13 protein-coding genes are annotated in these 14,703 nt (G+C 63.7%); 2 read left to right on the forward strand and 11 right to left on the reverse strand.

Annotated features, from left to right (window positions below; translation table 11 throughout):
• Window position 1 precedes the first annotated feature (1 nt).
• The 7 genes from ACIQUI_RS00320 to tcyJ all read right to left on the reverse strand — a co-directional run bounded on the left by ACIQUI_RS00320 (window position 2) and on the right by tcyJ (window position 7,297).
• Window positions 2-802 carry a MetQ/NlpA family ABC transporter substrate-binding protein gene (locus ACIQUI_RS00320; protein WP_403194012.1) on the reverse strand — a complete coding sequence of 267 codons (801 nt, stop codon included), beginning with the start codon at window positions 800-802 and terminating at the stop codon, window positions 2-4.
• Window positions 795-2,186 carry an LLM class flavin-dependent oxidoreductase gene (locus ACIQUI_RS00325; RefSeq protein WP_403194015.1) on the reverse strand — a complete coding sequence of 464 codons (1,392 nt, stop codon included), beginning with the start codon at window positions 2,184-2,186 and terminating at the stop codon, window positions 795-797. Before ACIQUI_RS00325 ends, ACIQUI_RS00320 begins: the two co-directional genes overlap by 8 nt.
• Complete coding sequence (locus ACIQUI_RS00330) at window positions 2,186-3,367, reverse strand: SfnB family sulfur acquisition oxidoreductase (RefSeq protein WP_403194017.1); 1,182 nt, start codon at window positions 3,365-3,367, stop codon at window positions 2,186-2,188. The genes ACIQUI_RS00325 and ACIQUI_RS00330 overlap by 1 nt, the downstream gene beginning before the upstream one ends.
• 141 nt (window positions 3,368-3,508) lie before the next feature.
• On the reverse strand, window positions 3,509-4,750 hold the full coding sequence (locus tag ACIQUI_RS00335; RefSeq protein WP_403194020.1) for an SfnB family sulfur acquisition oxidoreductase: 1,242 nt from the start codon (window positions 4,748-4,750) through the stop codon (window positions 3,509-3,511).
• 326 nt (window positions 4,751-5,076) lie between these two features.
• Window positions 5,077-5,835, reverse strand: coding sequence for an L-cystine ABC transporter ATP-binding protein TcyN (gene tcyN, locus ACIQUI_RS00340; protein ID WP_403194023.1), 759 nt, complete (start codon window positions 5,833-5,835; stop codon window positions 5,077-5,079).
• Window positions 5,836-5,837: 2 nt separating this feature from the next.
• Window positions 5,838-6,506 (reverse strand): cystine ABC transporter permease, encoded by a 669-nt coding sequence (gene tcyL / locus ACIQUI_RS00345; RefSeq protein WP_391128540.1) that lies wholly within the window; start codon window positions 6,504-6,506, stop codon window positions 5,838-5,840.
• Window positions 6,503-7,297, reverse strand: a complete 795-nt coding sequence (gene tcyJ, locus ACIQUI_RS00350; protein WP_403194026.1) for a cystine ABC transporter substrate-binding protein — start codon at window positions 7,295-7,297, stop codon at window positions 6,503-6,505. The genes tcyL and tcyJ overlap by 4 nt, the downstream gene beginning before the upstream one ends.
• 392 nt (window positions 7,298-7,689) lie before the next feature.
• Between tcyJ and epsC the strand changes: the two genes are divergently transcribed.
• Window positions 7,690-8,622, forward strand: a complete 933-nt coding sequence (epsC, locus tag ACIQUI_RS00355; RefSeq protein ID WP_403194028.1) for a serine O-acetyltransferase EpsC — start codon at window positions 7,690-7,692, stop codon at window positions 8,620-8,622.
• A 328-nt stretch (window positions 8,623-8,950) separates the two neighbouring features.
• Window positions 8,951-10,912 carry a choline transporter BetT gene (gene betT / locus ACIQUI_RS00360; protein ID WP_403194406.1) on the forward strand — a complete coding sequence of 654 codons (1,962 nt, stop codon included), beginning with the start codon at window positions 8,951-8,953 and terminating at the stop codon, window positions 10,910-10,912.
• 125 nt (window positions 10,913-11,037) lie between these two features.
• Here the strand turns inward: betT and tauD are convergent, their stop codons facing one another.
• From tauD to tauA, 4 genes are read right to left on the reverse strand one after another with little or no spacing between them, the layout of a single operon-like run.
• Window positions 11,038-11,871: a taurine dioxygenase gene (gene tauD / locus ACIQUI_RS00365; RefSeq protein WP_403194031.1), complete on the reverse strand. Its 834-nt coding sequence runs from the start codon at window positions 11,869-11,871 to the stop codon at window positions 11,038-11,040.
• A 48-nt stretch (window positions 11,872-11,919) separates the two neighbouring features.
• A complete protein-coding gene (tauC, locus tag ACIQUI_RS00370; RefSeq protein ID WP_403194033.1) occupies window positions 11,920-12,759 on the reverse strand; it encodes a taurine ABC transporter permease TauC in 840 nt (279 codons plus the stop codon).
• The gene (gene tauB / locus ACIQUI_RS00375; protein WP_391128525.1) at window positions 12,756-13,544 is read right to left on the reverse strand and encodes a taurine ABC transporter ATP-binding subunit; all 789 of its coding nucleotides are present in this window, start codon (window positions 13,542-13,544) and stop codon (window positions 12,756-12,758) included. Before tauB ends, tauC begins: the two co-directional genes overlap by 4 nt.
• Window positions 13,545-13,557: 13 nt before the next feature.
• Window positions 13,558-14,529, reverse strand: a complete 972-nt coding sequence (tauA, locus tag ACIQUI_RS00380; protein ID WP_403194035.1) for a taurine ABC transporter substrate-binding protein — start codon at window positions 14,527-14,529, stop codon at window positions 13,558-13,560.
• Window positions 14,530-14,703: the final 174 nt, after the last annotated feature.

The following is a 14,703-nucleotide window of genomic DNA, read 5'->3' on the forward strand; positions in this document are numbered from 1 at the left end:
GTCAGCCTTCCCAGCCGGCCTGGTAGAGCTTGCCGTGGGCTTTGTCCAGCGCTGCGCGTACCACGGGCGAGTGCTGGTAGATGTCGACGAACCTGGCCAGGCGCGGGTCGTCCTTGCTCTGCGGGCGGATGACGAACTGGATCACGTATTCCTTGTTTTCCAGGCCATCGAACAGCAATGCCGAGGTGGCGTCGAAGGTATTGGCCATGCGGATATAGGCCGGGTAACCCTGCACCAGGTCGGCGTCATCGTAGGCGCGTACCAGTTGAACCGCCTCGACCTGAAGGATTTTCAGCTGTTTCGGGTTGGCGACGATGTCATCCTCGGTCGCCTTGTAGCCAACGCCTGGCTTGAGGGTGATCAGCCCGGCCTTGGCCAGCAGTTGCAGGCCACGGCCGCTGTTGATCGGGTCGTTGGCGATGGCCACGCTGGCGCCATCGGGCAGCTCGGTGAAGCTTTTGTACTTTTTCGAATACAGGCCAACGTTGTTGATGATGCCCGACGCGTAGGGCACCAGGTTGAAGCCCGCAGCAGCCTTGGCGTTCTCCAGGAACGGGATGTGCTGGAAGTAGTTCACGTCGATGTCGCCGCTGTTGAGGCTGACATTGGGCGCGATCCAGTCGCTGAACTCGATCAGCTTCACTTCCAGGCCTTGCTTGTGGGCTTCTTCCACAGCGGCTTCCAGCGGGATGGCAAAGGCGGAAGTGGTGCCGATCTTCAGTGGTTCGGCAGCCAGGGCGCTGGCGGACAGGCCCAGGGTGAGGGCAATGGCCGCGACGGGCCGGAACAGTTTTTCAAGCATGGTGCAGGGCTCCAGTCGGGGCAGGGGTAGGGGTAAAACGGTGCGCCGAGCCAGGGTGGTCGGCGGGCAAGTGCGGGTGGTCGGCCTGGAACAGCTTTTCGCGCAGGGTGCCCTCGGCGTAGGCGGTCTTGTAGCGACCACGCTGCTGCAATTGCGGGATGACCAGGTCGATGAAGTCTTCAAAGCTTTCCGGGGTGACGGTGCGGGTCAGGTTGAAGCCGTCCAGGCCGGTTTCATCGAGCCATGCGATCAACTGCTCAGCGACCTGGCCAGGTGAGCCGACCAAGGTTACGTAGCGGCCACCGAGGGCGTGCTGTTCAAGCAGGCGGCGGCGGGTCCAGGCGTTGTCCTGCAACTGGCGCGTGGCGGACTGGATGGCGTTGCCCTGGCTGAAGCCAATCGGCTCATCCAGCCCGTAGGCAGCAAAGTCGATGCCGGTGGAGGCAGCGAAGTGAGCGACGCCGGCCTCGGGGCTGGCATGGCGGAGGTATTCGGCATGCTTGGCCTTGGCCTCTTGCTCGGTGGGGGCGACGATCACCGTGATGCCCATGAACACTTTGACCGCTTGCGGGTCGCGACCAGCGGCCTGGGCCGCGGCGCGTACCTTGTCGACCTGGGCCCGGGTGGCGGCCTTGTCCTGGCCACTGATGAACACGCATTCGGCGTGGTTGCCGGCGAACGCCAGGCCACGCTGCGAGCTGCCGGCCTGGAACAGCACCGGGGTGCGCTGTGGCGAGGGTTCGCTCAGGTGATAGCCTTCGACGTTGTAGAACTCGCCGTGGTGGCTGACCTTGCGCACCTTGTCGGGCCGGGCGTAGACGCGTTGCTCGCGGTCGGCGACCACGGCGTCGTCGGCCCAGCTGCCCTCCAGCAGTTTGTACAGTACGTGCAGGTATTCGTCGGCCTGGTCGTAACGGCGGTCATGCTCCGGTTGCTGCGCCAGGCCCATGGCCTGGGCAGCGCTGTCGAGGTAGCCGGTGACGATGTTCCAGCCCACCCGGCCATTGCTCAGGTGGTCCAGGGTGGAAAGGCGCCGGGCGAACAGGTAAGGCGCCTCGTAGGTGAGGTTGGCAGTAAGGCCGAAACCCAGGTGGCGGGTGACTGCGGCCATGGCCGAGACCAGCAGCAGCGGGTCGTTGACCGGCAATTGGATCGACTCCTTGAGGGTGACGTCCAGCGACTGGCCGTAGATGTCGTAGGTGCCGACGATGTCGGCAATGAACAGCCCGTCGAACAGGCCGCGCTCCAGCAGGCGCGCCAGGCTGGTCCAGTACTCCAGGGTCTTGTACTGGGTCGAGGTGTCCCGTGGGTGGGTCCACAGGCCGTGGTTGATATGCCCGATGCAGTTCATGTTGAAAGCATTGAGCAGGATCTGTTTGGCCATCAGATGGTCCCCCGGCGTGGAGGGTTGGCATCGTTGAGGTAGTAGTTACCGATGGCGTGGTACTTCCAGCGCACCGGGTCGTGCAGGGTATGCACGCGGGCGTTGCGCCAGTGGCGGTCGAGGTTGTGTTCGGCCAGGGTGGCCTGGCTGCCGCCCAGCTCGAACAGGGCGGTACCGGCAGCGAGGGAAATCTCGGTGCTGATGGCCCGTGCTTCGGCCACGGCGATGGAGGCGGCAGCGACGTTGTCGGCAGTGCTGTCGTCGCGGGCGCGGTCGAGGTATTCGCCGGCGCGCTCCAGCAGGGCTTCGGCGGCATGCAGGCGGATCGCCAGGTGGCCAAAGCTTTTCAGCGTCAGCGGGTCATCCGTGGCCTTGTCCAAGCCGGAATCGACCCACGGGCGGCTGCGGGTGCGCACGAAGTGCAGGGCGTCTTCATAGGCGGCGCGGGCGATCCCGGTATCGATGGCAGCGTGAAGGATCTGCGCCAGCGGGCCGACCGGGGTGGGGCGCTCGAAGGCGCTCTGGAACGGCACCAGGTCATCCGCGCTGATGTACACGTTGTCGAACACCACCGAACCGCTGCCGGTGGTGCGCTGGCCGAAACCGCTCCAGTCATCGATTACTTGCAGGCCCTGGCTGTCGGCCGGGACGAAGGCCAGGTGCTGCACGCCGTGTTCGTCGACCACCGAGGTGGGAATGCGCTGGGCATAGATGGCGCCGGTGGAATAGAACTTGCGGCCGTTGATGCGTAAGCCGTCGCCGTCACGGCTCAGGCGGGTGGTGCGCTCGTTGGCGGTTTTGGTACCCAGTTCGGCCAGGGCGTTGCCGAAACGGTTGCCTGCGAGTACTTCGGCATACAGGCGCTGCTGCTGTTCGGGCGTGCCGTTTACCCGCAGTACTTCCAGGCCGTAGAAATGGTTTTGCGGAATTTGCCCGAGCGAGCCGTCGGCCTGGGCGATACGGGCGATGACCTTGGCCAGGGTAACGTTGGACACGCCGGCGCCGCCGAAGGCCTTGGGCACGCTGATGGCCCACAGGCCGGAGCGGGTGAACAGCTCCAGTTCGGCGTGCGGCAGGCGGCGCTCGCGGTCGCGCAGGGCGCTGTCGCGGCGCAGTTGCTGGGCGATGTCTTCGGCGACGGCCAGGGCTTCGGTGTCGCTGGTGATGATATGTGTAGTCATGTTGTTCTCCGGGGGCCGCTTTGCGGCCCTTCGCGGGCACGCCCGCTCCCACAGGTAAAGTGATGCCAGTTCAGGCGGTGGTAATCCTGTGGGAGCGGGCATGCCCGCGAAGGGGTGCGCAGCAGCCCCAAAGGCTGCAAATCAGATCCAGGAATGCCGCGCAGGCAAGGTGCCGTTCAGGTGGTAAGCGCCCACCGCGTGGTACTTCCAGCGCACCGGGTCATGCAGGGTATGCACCCGGGCATTGCGCCAGTGGCGGTCGAGGTTGAACTCGGCAAGGGTGGCGCGGCTGCCGGCCAGTTCGAACAGCTTCTCGCTGGCTTGCAGGGATATTTCGGTGGTCAGCACCTTGGCCTCGGCCACCGCAATTGACGCCCGTGCCGCGCTGGCAGCGTCGATGGGCGCAGCATTGACCTCATCGAGCACGCGCGCAGCCTTGCGCAGCAGCGCTTCGGCGGCGTGCAGTTCAAGCTTCAGCCGGCCGATGTCGGCGATCACATAAGGGTCGTCGCTGGCACGCTCCACGTTGGCTTCGATCCACGGCCGGGACCTCTCACGCACGAAGCTGATGGCATCATCGAACGCCGCTTCGGCAATGCCGGCGTCTATCGCCGCCTGGATCAGCTGCGAAGCTGCACCCTGGATGTTGGGGATATCGCGCTGACGCCAGTTGTCGATTACCAGCTCCGCGTCTACCGGCACCTGGTCGAGCAGCACAGTGCCGCTGGCGGTGGTGCGTTGGCCGAACCCGGACCAGTCATCGACGATGCGCAGCCCTGGGCTGCCACGACGCACGAACGCCAGGCGCTGGCGGCCTTCGTCGTCCAGTGCTTTCACGGCTACCCAATGGGCGAACAGGGCGCCGGTGGAATAGAACTTCTCGCCGCTGATGCGATAGCCGTCGCCTGCGCGGGTAATCCTGGCCTTGAGGGTGAGGGTGTCCTTGGTGCCGCGCTCTGGCCCGGCATTGCCGATGCGCCAGCCGTCGAGCACGCTGCGGAAGATCAGCGCCTGCTGCGCCTCGGTGGCCGTCAGGCGAATCAATTGCAGCATGCCGAACTGGTTCTGCGGGATCTGCCCCAACGCCGGGTCGGCGGCGCTGATCAGGCGGAATACTTCGGCGATGGTTTCAAACGATACATCGGGGCCGCCGTGGGCCTTGGGTACGCTGATGCTGCCCAGGCCGCTGCGGGTGAACAACTCGATCTCGGCCCATGGCAGCTTGCGTTGCTGGTCGCGGCGGGCGGCCTGCTCGCGGGCAACTTCGGCCAGTTCGCGGGCCGCTTGCAGGGCTTCGGCGTCGTTACGCAGTACCTTGGCCGGCAGCAGCAGGGGCGAGCTGTCGAGATCGCTGTGGAATTGGGTATTTGGCTGGCTGGACATCAGTACCGCTCCTTGGCTGCACTCAATGCCCTGGCGATACGCACTGGGGTGATTGTGATCCTGACCATTCCTGACCTCACAAAGTAGTAATGCCGCTACAGCTGGTCGCGGCAGATGTGTGCTGGTCCGGTGGTCCGGTTTATATACCCTAATGCTTTATAAAAAGTTTATGAACTAACCTTTTGGAATATATATAGAAGGAGGGATTTGCTGTGGATGTGCCGGCCCTTTCGCGGGCACGCCCGCTCCCACAGGTACAGCGCAGGTCTCAATACCGGTGCAAAACCTGTGGGAGCGGGCGTGCCCGCGAAGAGGCCGCAACAGACTTACTCGGAAGCAGCAGTCCCGAGGAACTTGCGCAAGAACTGCCGGGTACGCTCTTCCTTCGGCGCCGCAAACAGCGCCTTGGCTTCACCCTGTTCCACGATCACGCCCTTGTCGAAAAAGATCACCCGGTTCGCCACATCCCGGGCAAAGCTCATTTCGTGAGTGACGATGATCATGGTGCGCTTCTCCTCGGCCAGGCCGCGGATGGTCGCCAGCACTTCACCCACCAGCTCCGGGTCGAGTGCCGAGGTGGGTTCGTCGAACAGGATCACTTCCGGCTCCATGGCCAGGGCGCGGGCGATGGCCACCCGTTGCTGCTGGCCACCGGACAAGCGCCGTGGGTAGGCATCTTCCTTGCCCGCCAGGCCGACCTTGGCCAGCAAGCGCCGGCCAAGCGCGAGGGCCTGCTCGCGGGGCGTCTTCTTGACGATCACCGGCCCTTCGATCACGTTCTCCAGCGCGGTGCGGTGCGGGAACAGGTTGAAGTTCTGGAACACGAACCCGGCCTGCTGGCGCAAGCGGCGTATCGCACTTTGCTGGCCACCCAGCGGGCGGTTGGCATCGATGCTGATGGCGCCGATCTTGATCTGCCCGGCATCGGGTGTTTCCAGCAGGTTCAGGCAGCGCAGGAAGGTGGTCTTGCCCGAGCCGCTGGGACCGATGATGGCCACCACCTCGCCAGGCTGTACAGTCAGGTCGATACCGTTGAGCACGGTCTGGCCCTTGAACCGCTTGGTCAGGCCTTTGACTTCAATCATGCTCATTGCTCCTGGTCATGCTGGTTTACCCGCGCTTCCATGCGGTTCTGGAAGTGCGCGAGGATGCTGCACAGCACCCAGTAGATGACCGCGACCGCCACGTACATGGTGAACACCTCGAAGGTGCGTGCGGTGATCAGCTGCGCCTGGCGGAACAGTTCGGGCACCTGGATGGTGGCCGCCAGGGCGGTGTCCTTGACCAGCGAAATGAAGCTGTTGCCCAGCGGTGGCAGGGCAGTGCGCAAGGCTTGTGGCAGGATCGCCCGGCGCATGGCCTGGACGCGGGTCATGCCGATGCTGGCGGCGGCTTCCCATTGGCCACGGTCAATCGAGGAAATGGCTGCGCGCAGGATTTCGCAGATGTAGGCCGCCATGTTCAGCGACAGGCCAATCAGCGAGGCGGGGATGGGGTCCAGTTCGATGCCGATCTGCGGCATGCCGAAGTAGATCACGAACAGCTGCACCAGCAGCGGCGTGCCGCGGAAGAACGACACGTAGATCCGCGCCAGCCAGTTCAGCGGCAACAGCTTCGACAACCGCATCAGCGCCAGGGCAAAGCCCAGCACCAGGCCGAAGAACATGCCGCCAACGCTGAGCAGCACCGTATAACCCGCGCCCTTCAGCAGGAAGGGCGTGGAGTCGACAACGAGTTGCAGGCTTTCGGCAATCATTTGGTGACGTCAGCACCGAAGTATTTTTCGGACAGCTTGCCCAGCGTGCCGTCAGCCTTGAGCTTGTCGATGGCCTTGTTCAGCGCGGCCAGCAGTTCAGGCTCGCCCTTGCGCAGGGCTACGCCGCTTTCCAGGCGCGAGAAGGCGTCGCCGGCCAGCTGTGTGTCCTTGGCTTTTTGCGCGTATTCCAGTGCGGCCAGGCGGTCGATCAGGATGGCGTCGATGCGGCCGTTGCGCAGGTCGGCGAACTTGGTTGGGTCGTCTTCATAGGTGAGCACGTCAGCCTTTGGCACGTCCTTGTTGACCCACTGCTCGTAGTTGGTGCCCAGGCCCACACCGACCTTCTTGCCGGCCAGGTCCTGTGCGCCCTTGATGTTCAGTTTCTCGGCCTTCTTCTTCAGGATCAGCGCCTGGATGCCGGAGATGGTGTAGGGCTCGGAGAAGTCGTATTTCTTCTTGCGTTCGTCAGAGATGGTCACCTGGTTGACCACCACGTCCAGGCGCTTGGACTCCAGTGCGGCGAGGATGCCGTCCCACTTGGTCGGCTGGATCTTGGCCTTGACCCCCAGCTCCTTGGCCAGCAGCTCGGACAGCTCTACCTCGAAGCCGGACAGATTGCCGTTTTCATCGACGAAGCTGAACGGTGGGTAGGTGCCTTCCAGGCCGACGTTGATCACGCCTTTTTCCTGGATGGTCTTCAATTGCTCGCCGGCGAAGGCCTGGTTGAGCAGGCCGGTACCCAGCAGCAGAGCCAGGGTGGCGTTGAGTAGCGGTTTGGCGAATTTCGACATGTCAGAGCCCCGCGCTTGTTGTGTAAGTAGTGAGGTGGCGACTATAGGGTTGGCTGCTTAGGCCAGGAAATACTAAAAAATTATTTTGTTATTTCCTTTTTTGATTTTCGTCAGGTGCTGGCTGCTTTGAGGGTAGGCGAGGTTGCCTGTGCCGTCATCGCTGCTTATGCCTGACTTAGCGCAGGATGGAATAAAGCGTTGTTTTTTCCAAGGGTCGGATTTGCCGTAGAGTGGATTGCATGTAGCCAGGCCCGGCCTCTTCGCGGGCACGCCCGCTCCCACAGGTACAGCGCAGGACCTGATGTTTGCGAGATTCCTGTGGGAGCGGGCGCGCCCGCGAAGAGGCCGGGCCTGACAATAAAATCAGATGGCCTATACGGCAGGAGAAAACCGTGAGCGAACAACCTTCATCCGCGCACTGGCAGTTGCAGAGCATCGTCAGTGGCCTGCGCGGCGCCCGTGAGCAATGGCGCACCCGCAATGGCCGCAGCATAGGCGAGCAGGGCGGGCGTGAGCTGCCGTCGCGCGAGGCGATGCGGCAGATTCTGGAGCAGCTGTGCGGTGCGCTGTTCCCCATGCGCCTTGGCCCGGTCGACCTGCGTGAAGAAAGTGAAGACTTCTATGTTGGCCATACCCTGGATGCCGCGTTGACCGCCCTGCTGGCCCAGGCCCGGCTGGAGCTGCGCTACGCGGCGCGGCAAAGCAAGGCCGAGCTGGCTGGCGTCGACGCCCATGCGCTGAACCTGATCCAGGGCTTCGCCGCCGCGCTGCCAGACCTGCGCGTGCTGCTCGACACCGACGTACTGGCCGCCTATCACGGCGACCCGGCGGCGCGCAGCGTCGATGAAGTGTTGCTGTGCTACCCGGGCATTCTGGCGATCATCCACCACCGCCTGGCGCACCACCTGTACCAGGCCGGCCTGCCGTTGCTGGCGCGGATCAGTTCGGAGCTGGCGCATTCGGCCACCGGTATCGACATTCACCCCGGTGCGCAGATCGGCCCGAGCTTCTTCATCGACCACGGCACCGGCGTGGTCATCGGCGAAACCGCGATCATCGGCGAGCGCGTGCGTATCTACCAGGCGGTGACCCTGGGCGCCAAGCGCTTCCCCAGCGATGAGTCGGGGACCTTGCACAAAGGCCTGCCGCGCCACCCTATCGTCGAGGACGATGTGGTGATCTATGCCGGGGCCACGGTGCTGGGGCGCATTACCATCGGCAAAGGTTCGACCATTGGTGGCAATGTGTGGCTGACCCGCAGTGTGCCGGCCGAAAGCAACATTACCCAGGCCAACCTGCAGCTGGATTGCCAGGACAAGAACTAATCTGGCTGTTGCCTGTACCGGCCTCTTCGCGGGCTTGCCCGCTCCCACAGGTTCCGCACAACGCTTGGGTCTTGTGCAATGCCTGTGGGAGCGGGCAAGCCCGCGAAAGGGCCAGTACAGGAGAACACCAATCAGCACCCCAATTCGCATTGAAATCCGATCCATGTTTAACTTGAACGCTTGTTCAATGAAAAAACGCTGGTCCGCTGCCGGTGTTCAACAGGAGGATTCCTTTGCTGAACCCGTTCATTCCGAACCTTACGTCATTTGACGAGGTGCACACCCGATGAGTGCACCGACCCCATCCCTTGCCAATGGCAAAATCCGCATGAACCCCCCGGTGTTCTACTTTGCGGCAAGTTTCATCCTGATCTTTGGCCTGGTGGTCATCTCCAACCCGCAAGCCGCAGGCGACTGGCTGCTGGCGGCGCAGAACTGGGCGGCCAACACGGTCGGCTGGTACTACATGCTGGCCATGACGCTGTACCTGGTCTTCGTGGTGGTCACCGCCTTGTCCGGCTACGGCAAGATCAAGCTCGGTGCCGACCACGACGAACCCGAGTTCAGCTACCTGTCATGGGCCGGCATGCTGTTTGCCGCCGGCATCAGCATTACCCTGTTCTTCTTCTGCGTATCCGAACCGCTGACCCACATGCTGCAACCGCCCCAGGGCGAGGCGGGCACGGCCGAGGCCGGGCGCCAGGCGATGCAGATCCTGTTCCTGCACTGGGGCCTGCATGGCTGGGGGGTGTTCGCCTTCGTCGGCATGGCACTGGCCTACTTCGCCTACCGGCATAACCTGCCACTGGCCTTGCGTTCGGCCCTGTATCCACTGATCGGCAAGCGTATCAATGGGCCGATCGGCTACGCGGTCGATGGCTTCGGCATCATCGCCACGGTGTTCGGCCTGGGTGCCGACATGGGCTTTGGCGTGCTGCACCTGAACGCAGGCCTGGATTACCTGTTCGGTATCAGCCACAGCCAGTGGGTGCAGGTGATCCTCATCACCCTGATGATGGGCGCGGCGGTGGCCGTTGCCGTTGCCGGGGTGGAAAAGGGCGTGCGGGTGATGAGCGACATCAACCTGTTCCTGGCCTGCGCGCTGCTGCTGTTCGTGCTGTTTGCCGGGCCAACCCAGCACCTGTTCAACACGCTGATCCAGAACCTGGGCGACTACCTGGGCGCCTTGCCGCGTAAAAGCTTCGACGTGTATGCCTACGGTGAAAACCGAGACTGGCTGGGCGGCTGGACGGTGTTCTACTGGGCCTGGTGGATTGCCTGGGCGCCGTTCGTGGGCTTGTTCATCGCCCGTATCTCCCGTGGCCGCACCATCCGCGAGTTCGTCTTTGGTGTGCTGCTGATTCCGCTGGGCTTCACCCTGGCGTGGATGTCGATCTTCGGCAACAGCGCGCTGGACCAGGTCATCAAGCACGGCATGACAGCGCTGGGCCAGTCGGCGCTGGATAACCCGTCGATGAGCCTGTACCTGCTGCTGGAGACTTACCCCTGGAGCAAGGCGGTAATCGCCACCACGGTGTTCATCAGCTTCGTGTTCTTCGTGACCTCGGCCGACTCGGGCACCGTTGTGCTGTCGACCCTGTCGGCCAAGGGTGGTGAGGCGGATGAGGATGGGCCGAACTGGCTGCGTATCTTCTGGGGCGCTATGACCGCGCTGATCACCAGTGCGCTGTTGTTTGCCGGCAGCATCGACTCGCTGAAGTCGGCGGTGGTGCTGACCTCGTTGCCGTTCTCGCTGATCCTGCTGTGCATGATGTGGGGGTTGCACAAGGCGTTCTACCTGGAGTCGCAACGGCAGATCGCGCAGATGCACTCGCTGGCCCCGTTTGCCCAGTCACGTCGCGGCCGTGGCGGCTGGCGCCAGCGCCTGAGCCAGGCGGTGCACTTCCCGTCGCGCGATGAGGTGTACCGCTTCATGGACGACGTGGTGCGCCCGGCGATTGCCGAGGTGCGTGAGGTGTTCGAGCAGAAGGGTCTGGTGCTGATTACCCAGGATGACCCGAGCCACGACAACGTCAGCCTGAAGATCGGCCATGGCGAGGAGCAGCCGTTCATTTACCAGGTGCAGATGCGTGGTTACTTCACGCCGTCGTTTGCCCTGGGTGGGCTGGGGACGCAGGATTTGAAGAACCGCCGCTATTACCGGGCGGAGGTGCACCTGAGCGAAGGCAGCCAGAATTATGACCTGGTAGGCTACAGCAAGGAGCAGATCATCAACGACATCCTCGACCAGTATGAGCGGCACATGCAGTACCTGCATCTGGTCCGCTGACCGGGCTCTCCTGTGCTGGCCTCTTCGCGGGCTTGCCCGCTCCCACAGGTACATCACAGGTTTCGAAACCTGTGCCGGATCTGTGGGAGCGGGCAAGCCCGCGAAGAGGCCGGCACAGGCAACCACTAAAAAGGCGCATCCCCAAGGATGGTCGCCCGGTGCATCACCCGCCGATTGGGCCGGTAATCATCCACGGCAAAATGCTGTGTCACGCGGTTGTCCCAGAACGCCACGTCATTCTCCTGCCAGCGCCAGCGAATACTGAACTCCGGCCGCGTGGCATGGGCGAACAGCAGCTTCAGCAACGCCTCGCTTTCCAACTCGCTCAGTTCATTGATGCGCGTAGTGAACCCTTCATTGACAAACAACGCCTTGCGCCCGCTAACCGGATGCGTACGCACCACCGGGTGCGACAACGGTGGGTTGTTGCGCCGCGTCGCCTCCCAGCGCGCCAGGTCTTCAGGCGTAGTGCCAAAGCGCTCCAGCGGGAACGACTTGGTGAAATCGTGGGTGGCAGTCAGGCCGTCGAGCATGCCCCTCAGCGGCGCCGACAAGGCCTCGAAGGCCGCAATGCCGCTGGCCCACAGGGTATCGCCACCGTAAGCGGGCAATTGCTTGGCGCTGAGCACCGCGCCCAATGCCGGGGTCGGCAAAAAGGTCACGTCGGTGTGCCACACGGCGTTGTCGCGTACGTCGGTCACTGCCGTGTCGAGCACCAGCACCTGCGGGGTTTCCGGCACGTTGGGGTAGATCGGGTGGATGTGCAGGTCGCCGAAGCGGGCGGCAAAGCGCGCCTGCTGCTCCGGGTCGATCGGCTGGTCGCGGAAGAACAGCACCTGGTGCTGCAACAACGCCTGTTCGATGGCGTCGCGCTCTTGTGCGGTGATCTCGCGGCTGATGTCCACGCCGCTGATCTGCGCACCCAGCGCCGGGCTGAGGGGAATAACGGTCAGGCTCATGTCTTTTCTCGTTCTTGGCGCCGGGTTGCCGGCGTGGTCAGTCGGCAATCAGTGGCTCTGCCCGTGCCAGGGCACCAGTTTGCGTTGCAGGGCACGCAGGCTCATTTCCAGGGCGAAGGCGATCAGGGCGATCAACAGGATGCCCAGCACCACTACGTCGGTGACCAGGAATTGTGCCGCCGACTGCACCATGAAGCCCAGGCCGCTGGTGGCGGCGATCAGCTCGGCGGCCACCAGGGTCGACCAGCCGACCCCCAGGCCGATACGGATACCGGTAAGGATGTCGGGCAGCGCGCTGGGCAGGATCACATGGCGGATCAGCTGGGCCTTGGTGGCGCCCAGCGACTGCGCTGCACGCAGCCTGGCCGGGTCGACCGTGCGCACGCCGGTGGCTGTGGCGATGGCGATGGGGGCGAAGATCGCCAGGTAGATCAGCAACACCTTCGACAGCTCGCCGATGCCGCACCAGATGACGATCAGCGGCAGGTACGCCAATGGTGGGATAGGGCGGTAAAACTCGATCAGCGGGTCAAGGATGCCGCGGGCCACGCGGTTGTAGCCGATGGCGATGCCGACCGGTATCGCGGTCAGGGTCGCGGCTACCAGCGCCAGGCCGATACGGCCCAGGCTTGCGCCCAGGTGCTGCCACAGGCTGGCGTCCATGTAACCCTGGGTCAGCAGGGTCCAGGCCCTGGCCAGGATGTTGCCCGGCGAAGGCAGGAACAGCGGCTCGATCCAGCCTGCGGCCGTCACCAGCCACCAGGTCAATAGCAGGCTGGCCAGCGTCAGGGTGCTGATCCAGCGGGTAGAAAGCTGGCGTCGTGCTGTTGCAACAGGCCGGGTTTGGGCTTGGTGTTTGCCGGCAACCGGCAGGTCCAGGCTGCTCATGCGCGCTCCTGCAGGTTCTGGCGTTGGGAGAACACCCGCGCCAGCACATGCTCGCGGGTCTCGATAAAGGCGGGGTCGGACTTGATCGCCCGAGCTGATTCACCCGCGGCATAGCGCTGGCCAAAGTCCAGTTGCAGGCGTTCCACCACACGCCCCGGGTTGGGGGCCAGCAGTACCAGCTCGCTGGCGAGGAACACGGCTTCTTCGATGTCGTGGGTAATCAGGAACACCGGCTTGGCGGTGCGCTGCCACACCTGCAACAGCAGTTCTTGCATCTGCTCGCGGGTGAAGGCATCGAGGGCGCCAAACGGTTCGTCCATCAGCAATACCCGAGGGTCGGCCGCCAGTGCGCGGGCCAGGCCTACGCGCTGCTTCTGGCCACCGGACAATTGCCAGATGCGCCGCTCGCCGAAGCCATCGAGGTCGACGAGGGCGAGCATTTCACGGGCCTTGGCTTCGCGCTTGGCGCGAGGTACGCCGGCCAGTTCGAGGCCAAAGGCGACATTGCCCAGCACGTTCTGCCACGGCAGCAAGGCATCGTCCTGGAACACCACGCCGCGCTCGGCACCGGGGCCTTGCACGGGCACGCCGTCGAGGGTGATGCGCCCGCCGCTGGGGGCGACAAAACCGGCGATCAGGTTCAGCAGCGAAGTCTTGCCGCTGCCGGAAGGCCCCAGGGCCACCAGCAACTGGCGCGGCCCCAGGCTCAGGTTGATGTCGGCCAGCACCGGGGTGCTGGCGCCAGGGTACTGTGCGCTGATGCGCTCCAGTTCGAGCAAGGCCATGACGGGCTCCGGATCAGTTTGGAAGGAACTTGGCGCTGACGTACGGCGAGTAGTCCGGCAGCACGGCGTCGACCTTGCCTTGCTGCTTGAGGAAGTTGGCCGTGTCGGTCAGTGCCTGGGTGGTCGGTGCGCCCAGGGCGTTGGCCTGGTCGGCGGCCAGTGGGTAGACGTTGCCCTCCAGCAGTACCGGGATGTCGCTGGCCTTGGCGCCGGACAGCTTCACCAGCTTGTCTACGTTGGCCTTGTCGGCCAGCCAGGCTTGCGGGTCTTTGCGGTAGTCGGCGTAGGCGTCCAGGGTGACCTTGGCAAAGGCCTTGACCACCTCTGGGTGTTTGTCGGCGAAGTCCTTGCGCACAATCCAGGCGTCGAAGGTGGGCGCGCCTTTCTGGGCCAGGTCGCCCGAGGTAATCAGCACCTTGCCGTTTTCCTTGGCCACGCCCAAGGCTGGGTCCCACACGTAGGTGGCGTCGATGTCGCCGCGCTTCCAGGCGGCAATGATGGCCGGTGGTGCCAGGTTGAGGATTTGTACCTTGGAAGGGTCGATGTTCCAGCTTTTCAGGGCGGCCAGCAGGCTGTAATGGCCGGTGGAAACGAATGGCACGGCGACCTTCTTGCCGATCAGGTCTTGCGGAGTCTTGATGCTGTCGCGGGCGACCAGTGCTTCGCCAGCGCCAATCTGTGTGGCAATCAGGAAGGTCTCGACCGGCAGCTTGCGGGTGGCCGCTGCGGCCAGCGGGCTGGAGCCGAGGTAGCCGATCTGCACATCGCCGCTGGCCACGGCGGTGATCACGTCTGCGCCGTTGTCGAACTTGCGCCAGTCGATGCTGGCCTTGCTGGCTTTTTCGTAGTCGCCGTCTACCTGCGCCACTTTGGCGGGGTCGACCGTGGTCTGGTAGGCCACGGTAAGGTCGGCAGCCTGGGCAAACCAGCTGGTGCCGGCGAGGGTCAGGGCGGCGAACAGGCGCAGCGGAGCGTGCGGGATCATGGTGAACCTCTCGTCAGGCAATCGGTGTGATGGATGGCGAGAAGACTAAATGATCTAAGAATTTACAAATAAATAACTTTTTTGCATTAGCTTAGGAGCCAAATGCTTTAACGACCTGATGCCTGACACGATCCCTTGTAGGAGCGGCCTTGTGTCGCGATGGGGCGCAAAGCG

It is taken from the genome of Pseudomonas sp. NPDC090592 (assembly GCF_044769185.1).
Lineage (GTDB): Bacteria > Pseudomonadota > Gammaproteobacteria > Pseudomonadales > Pseudomonadaceae > Aquipseudomonas.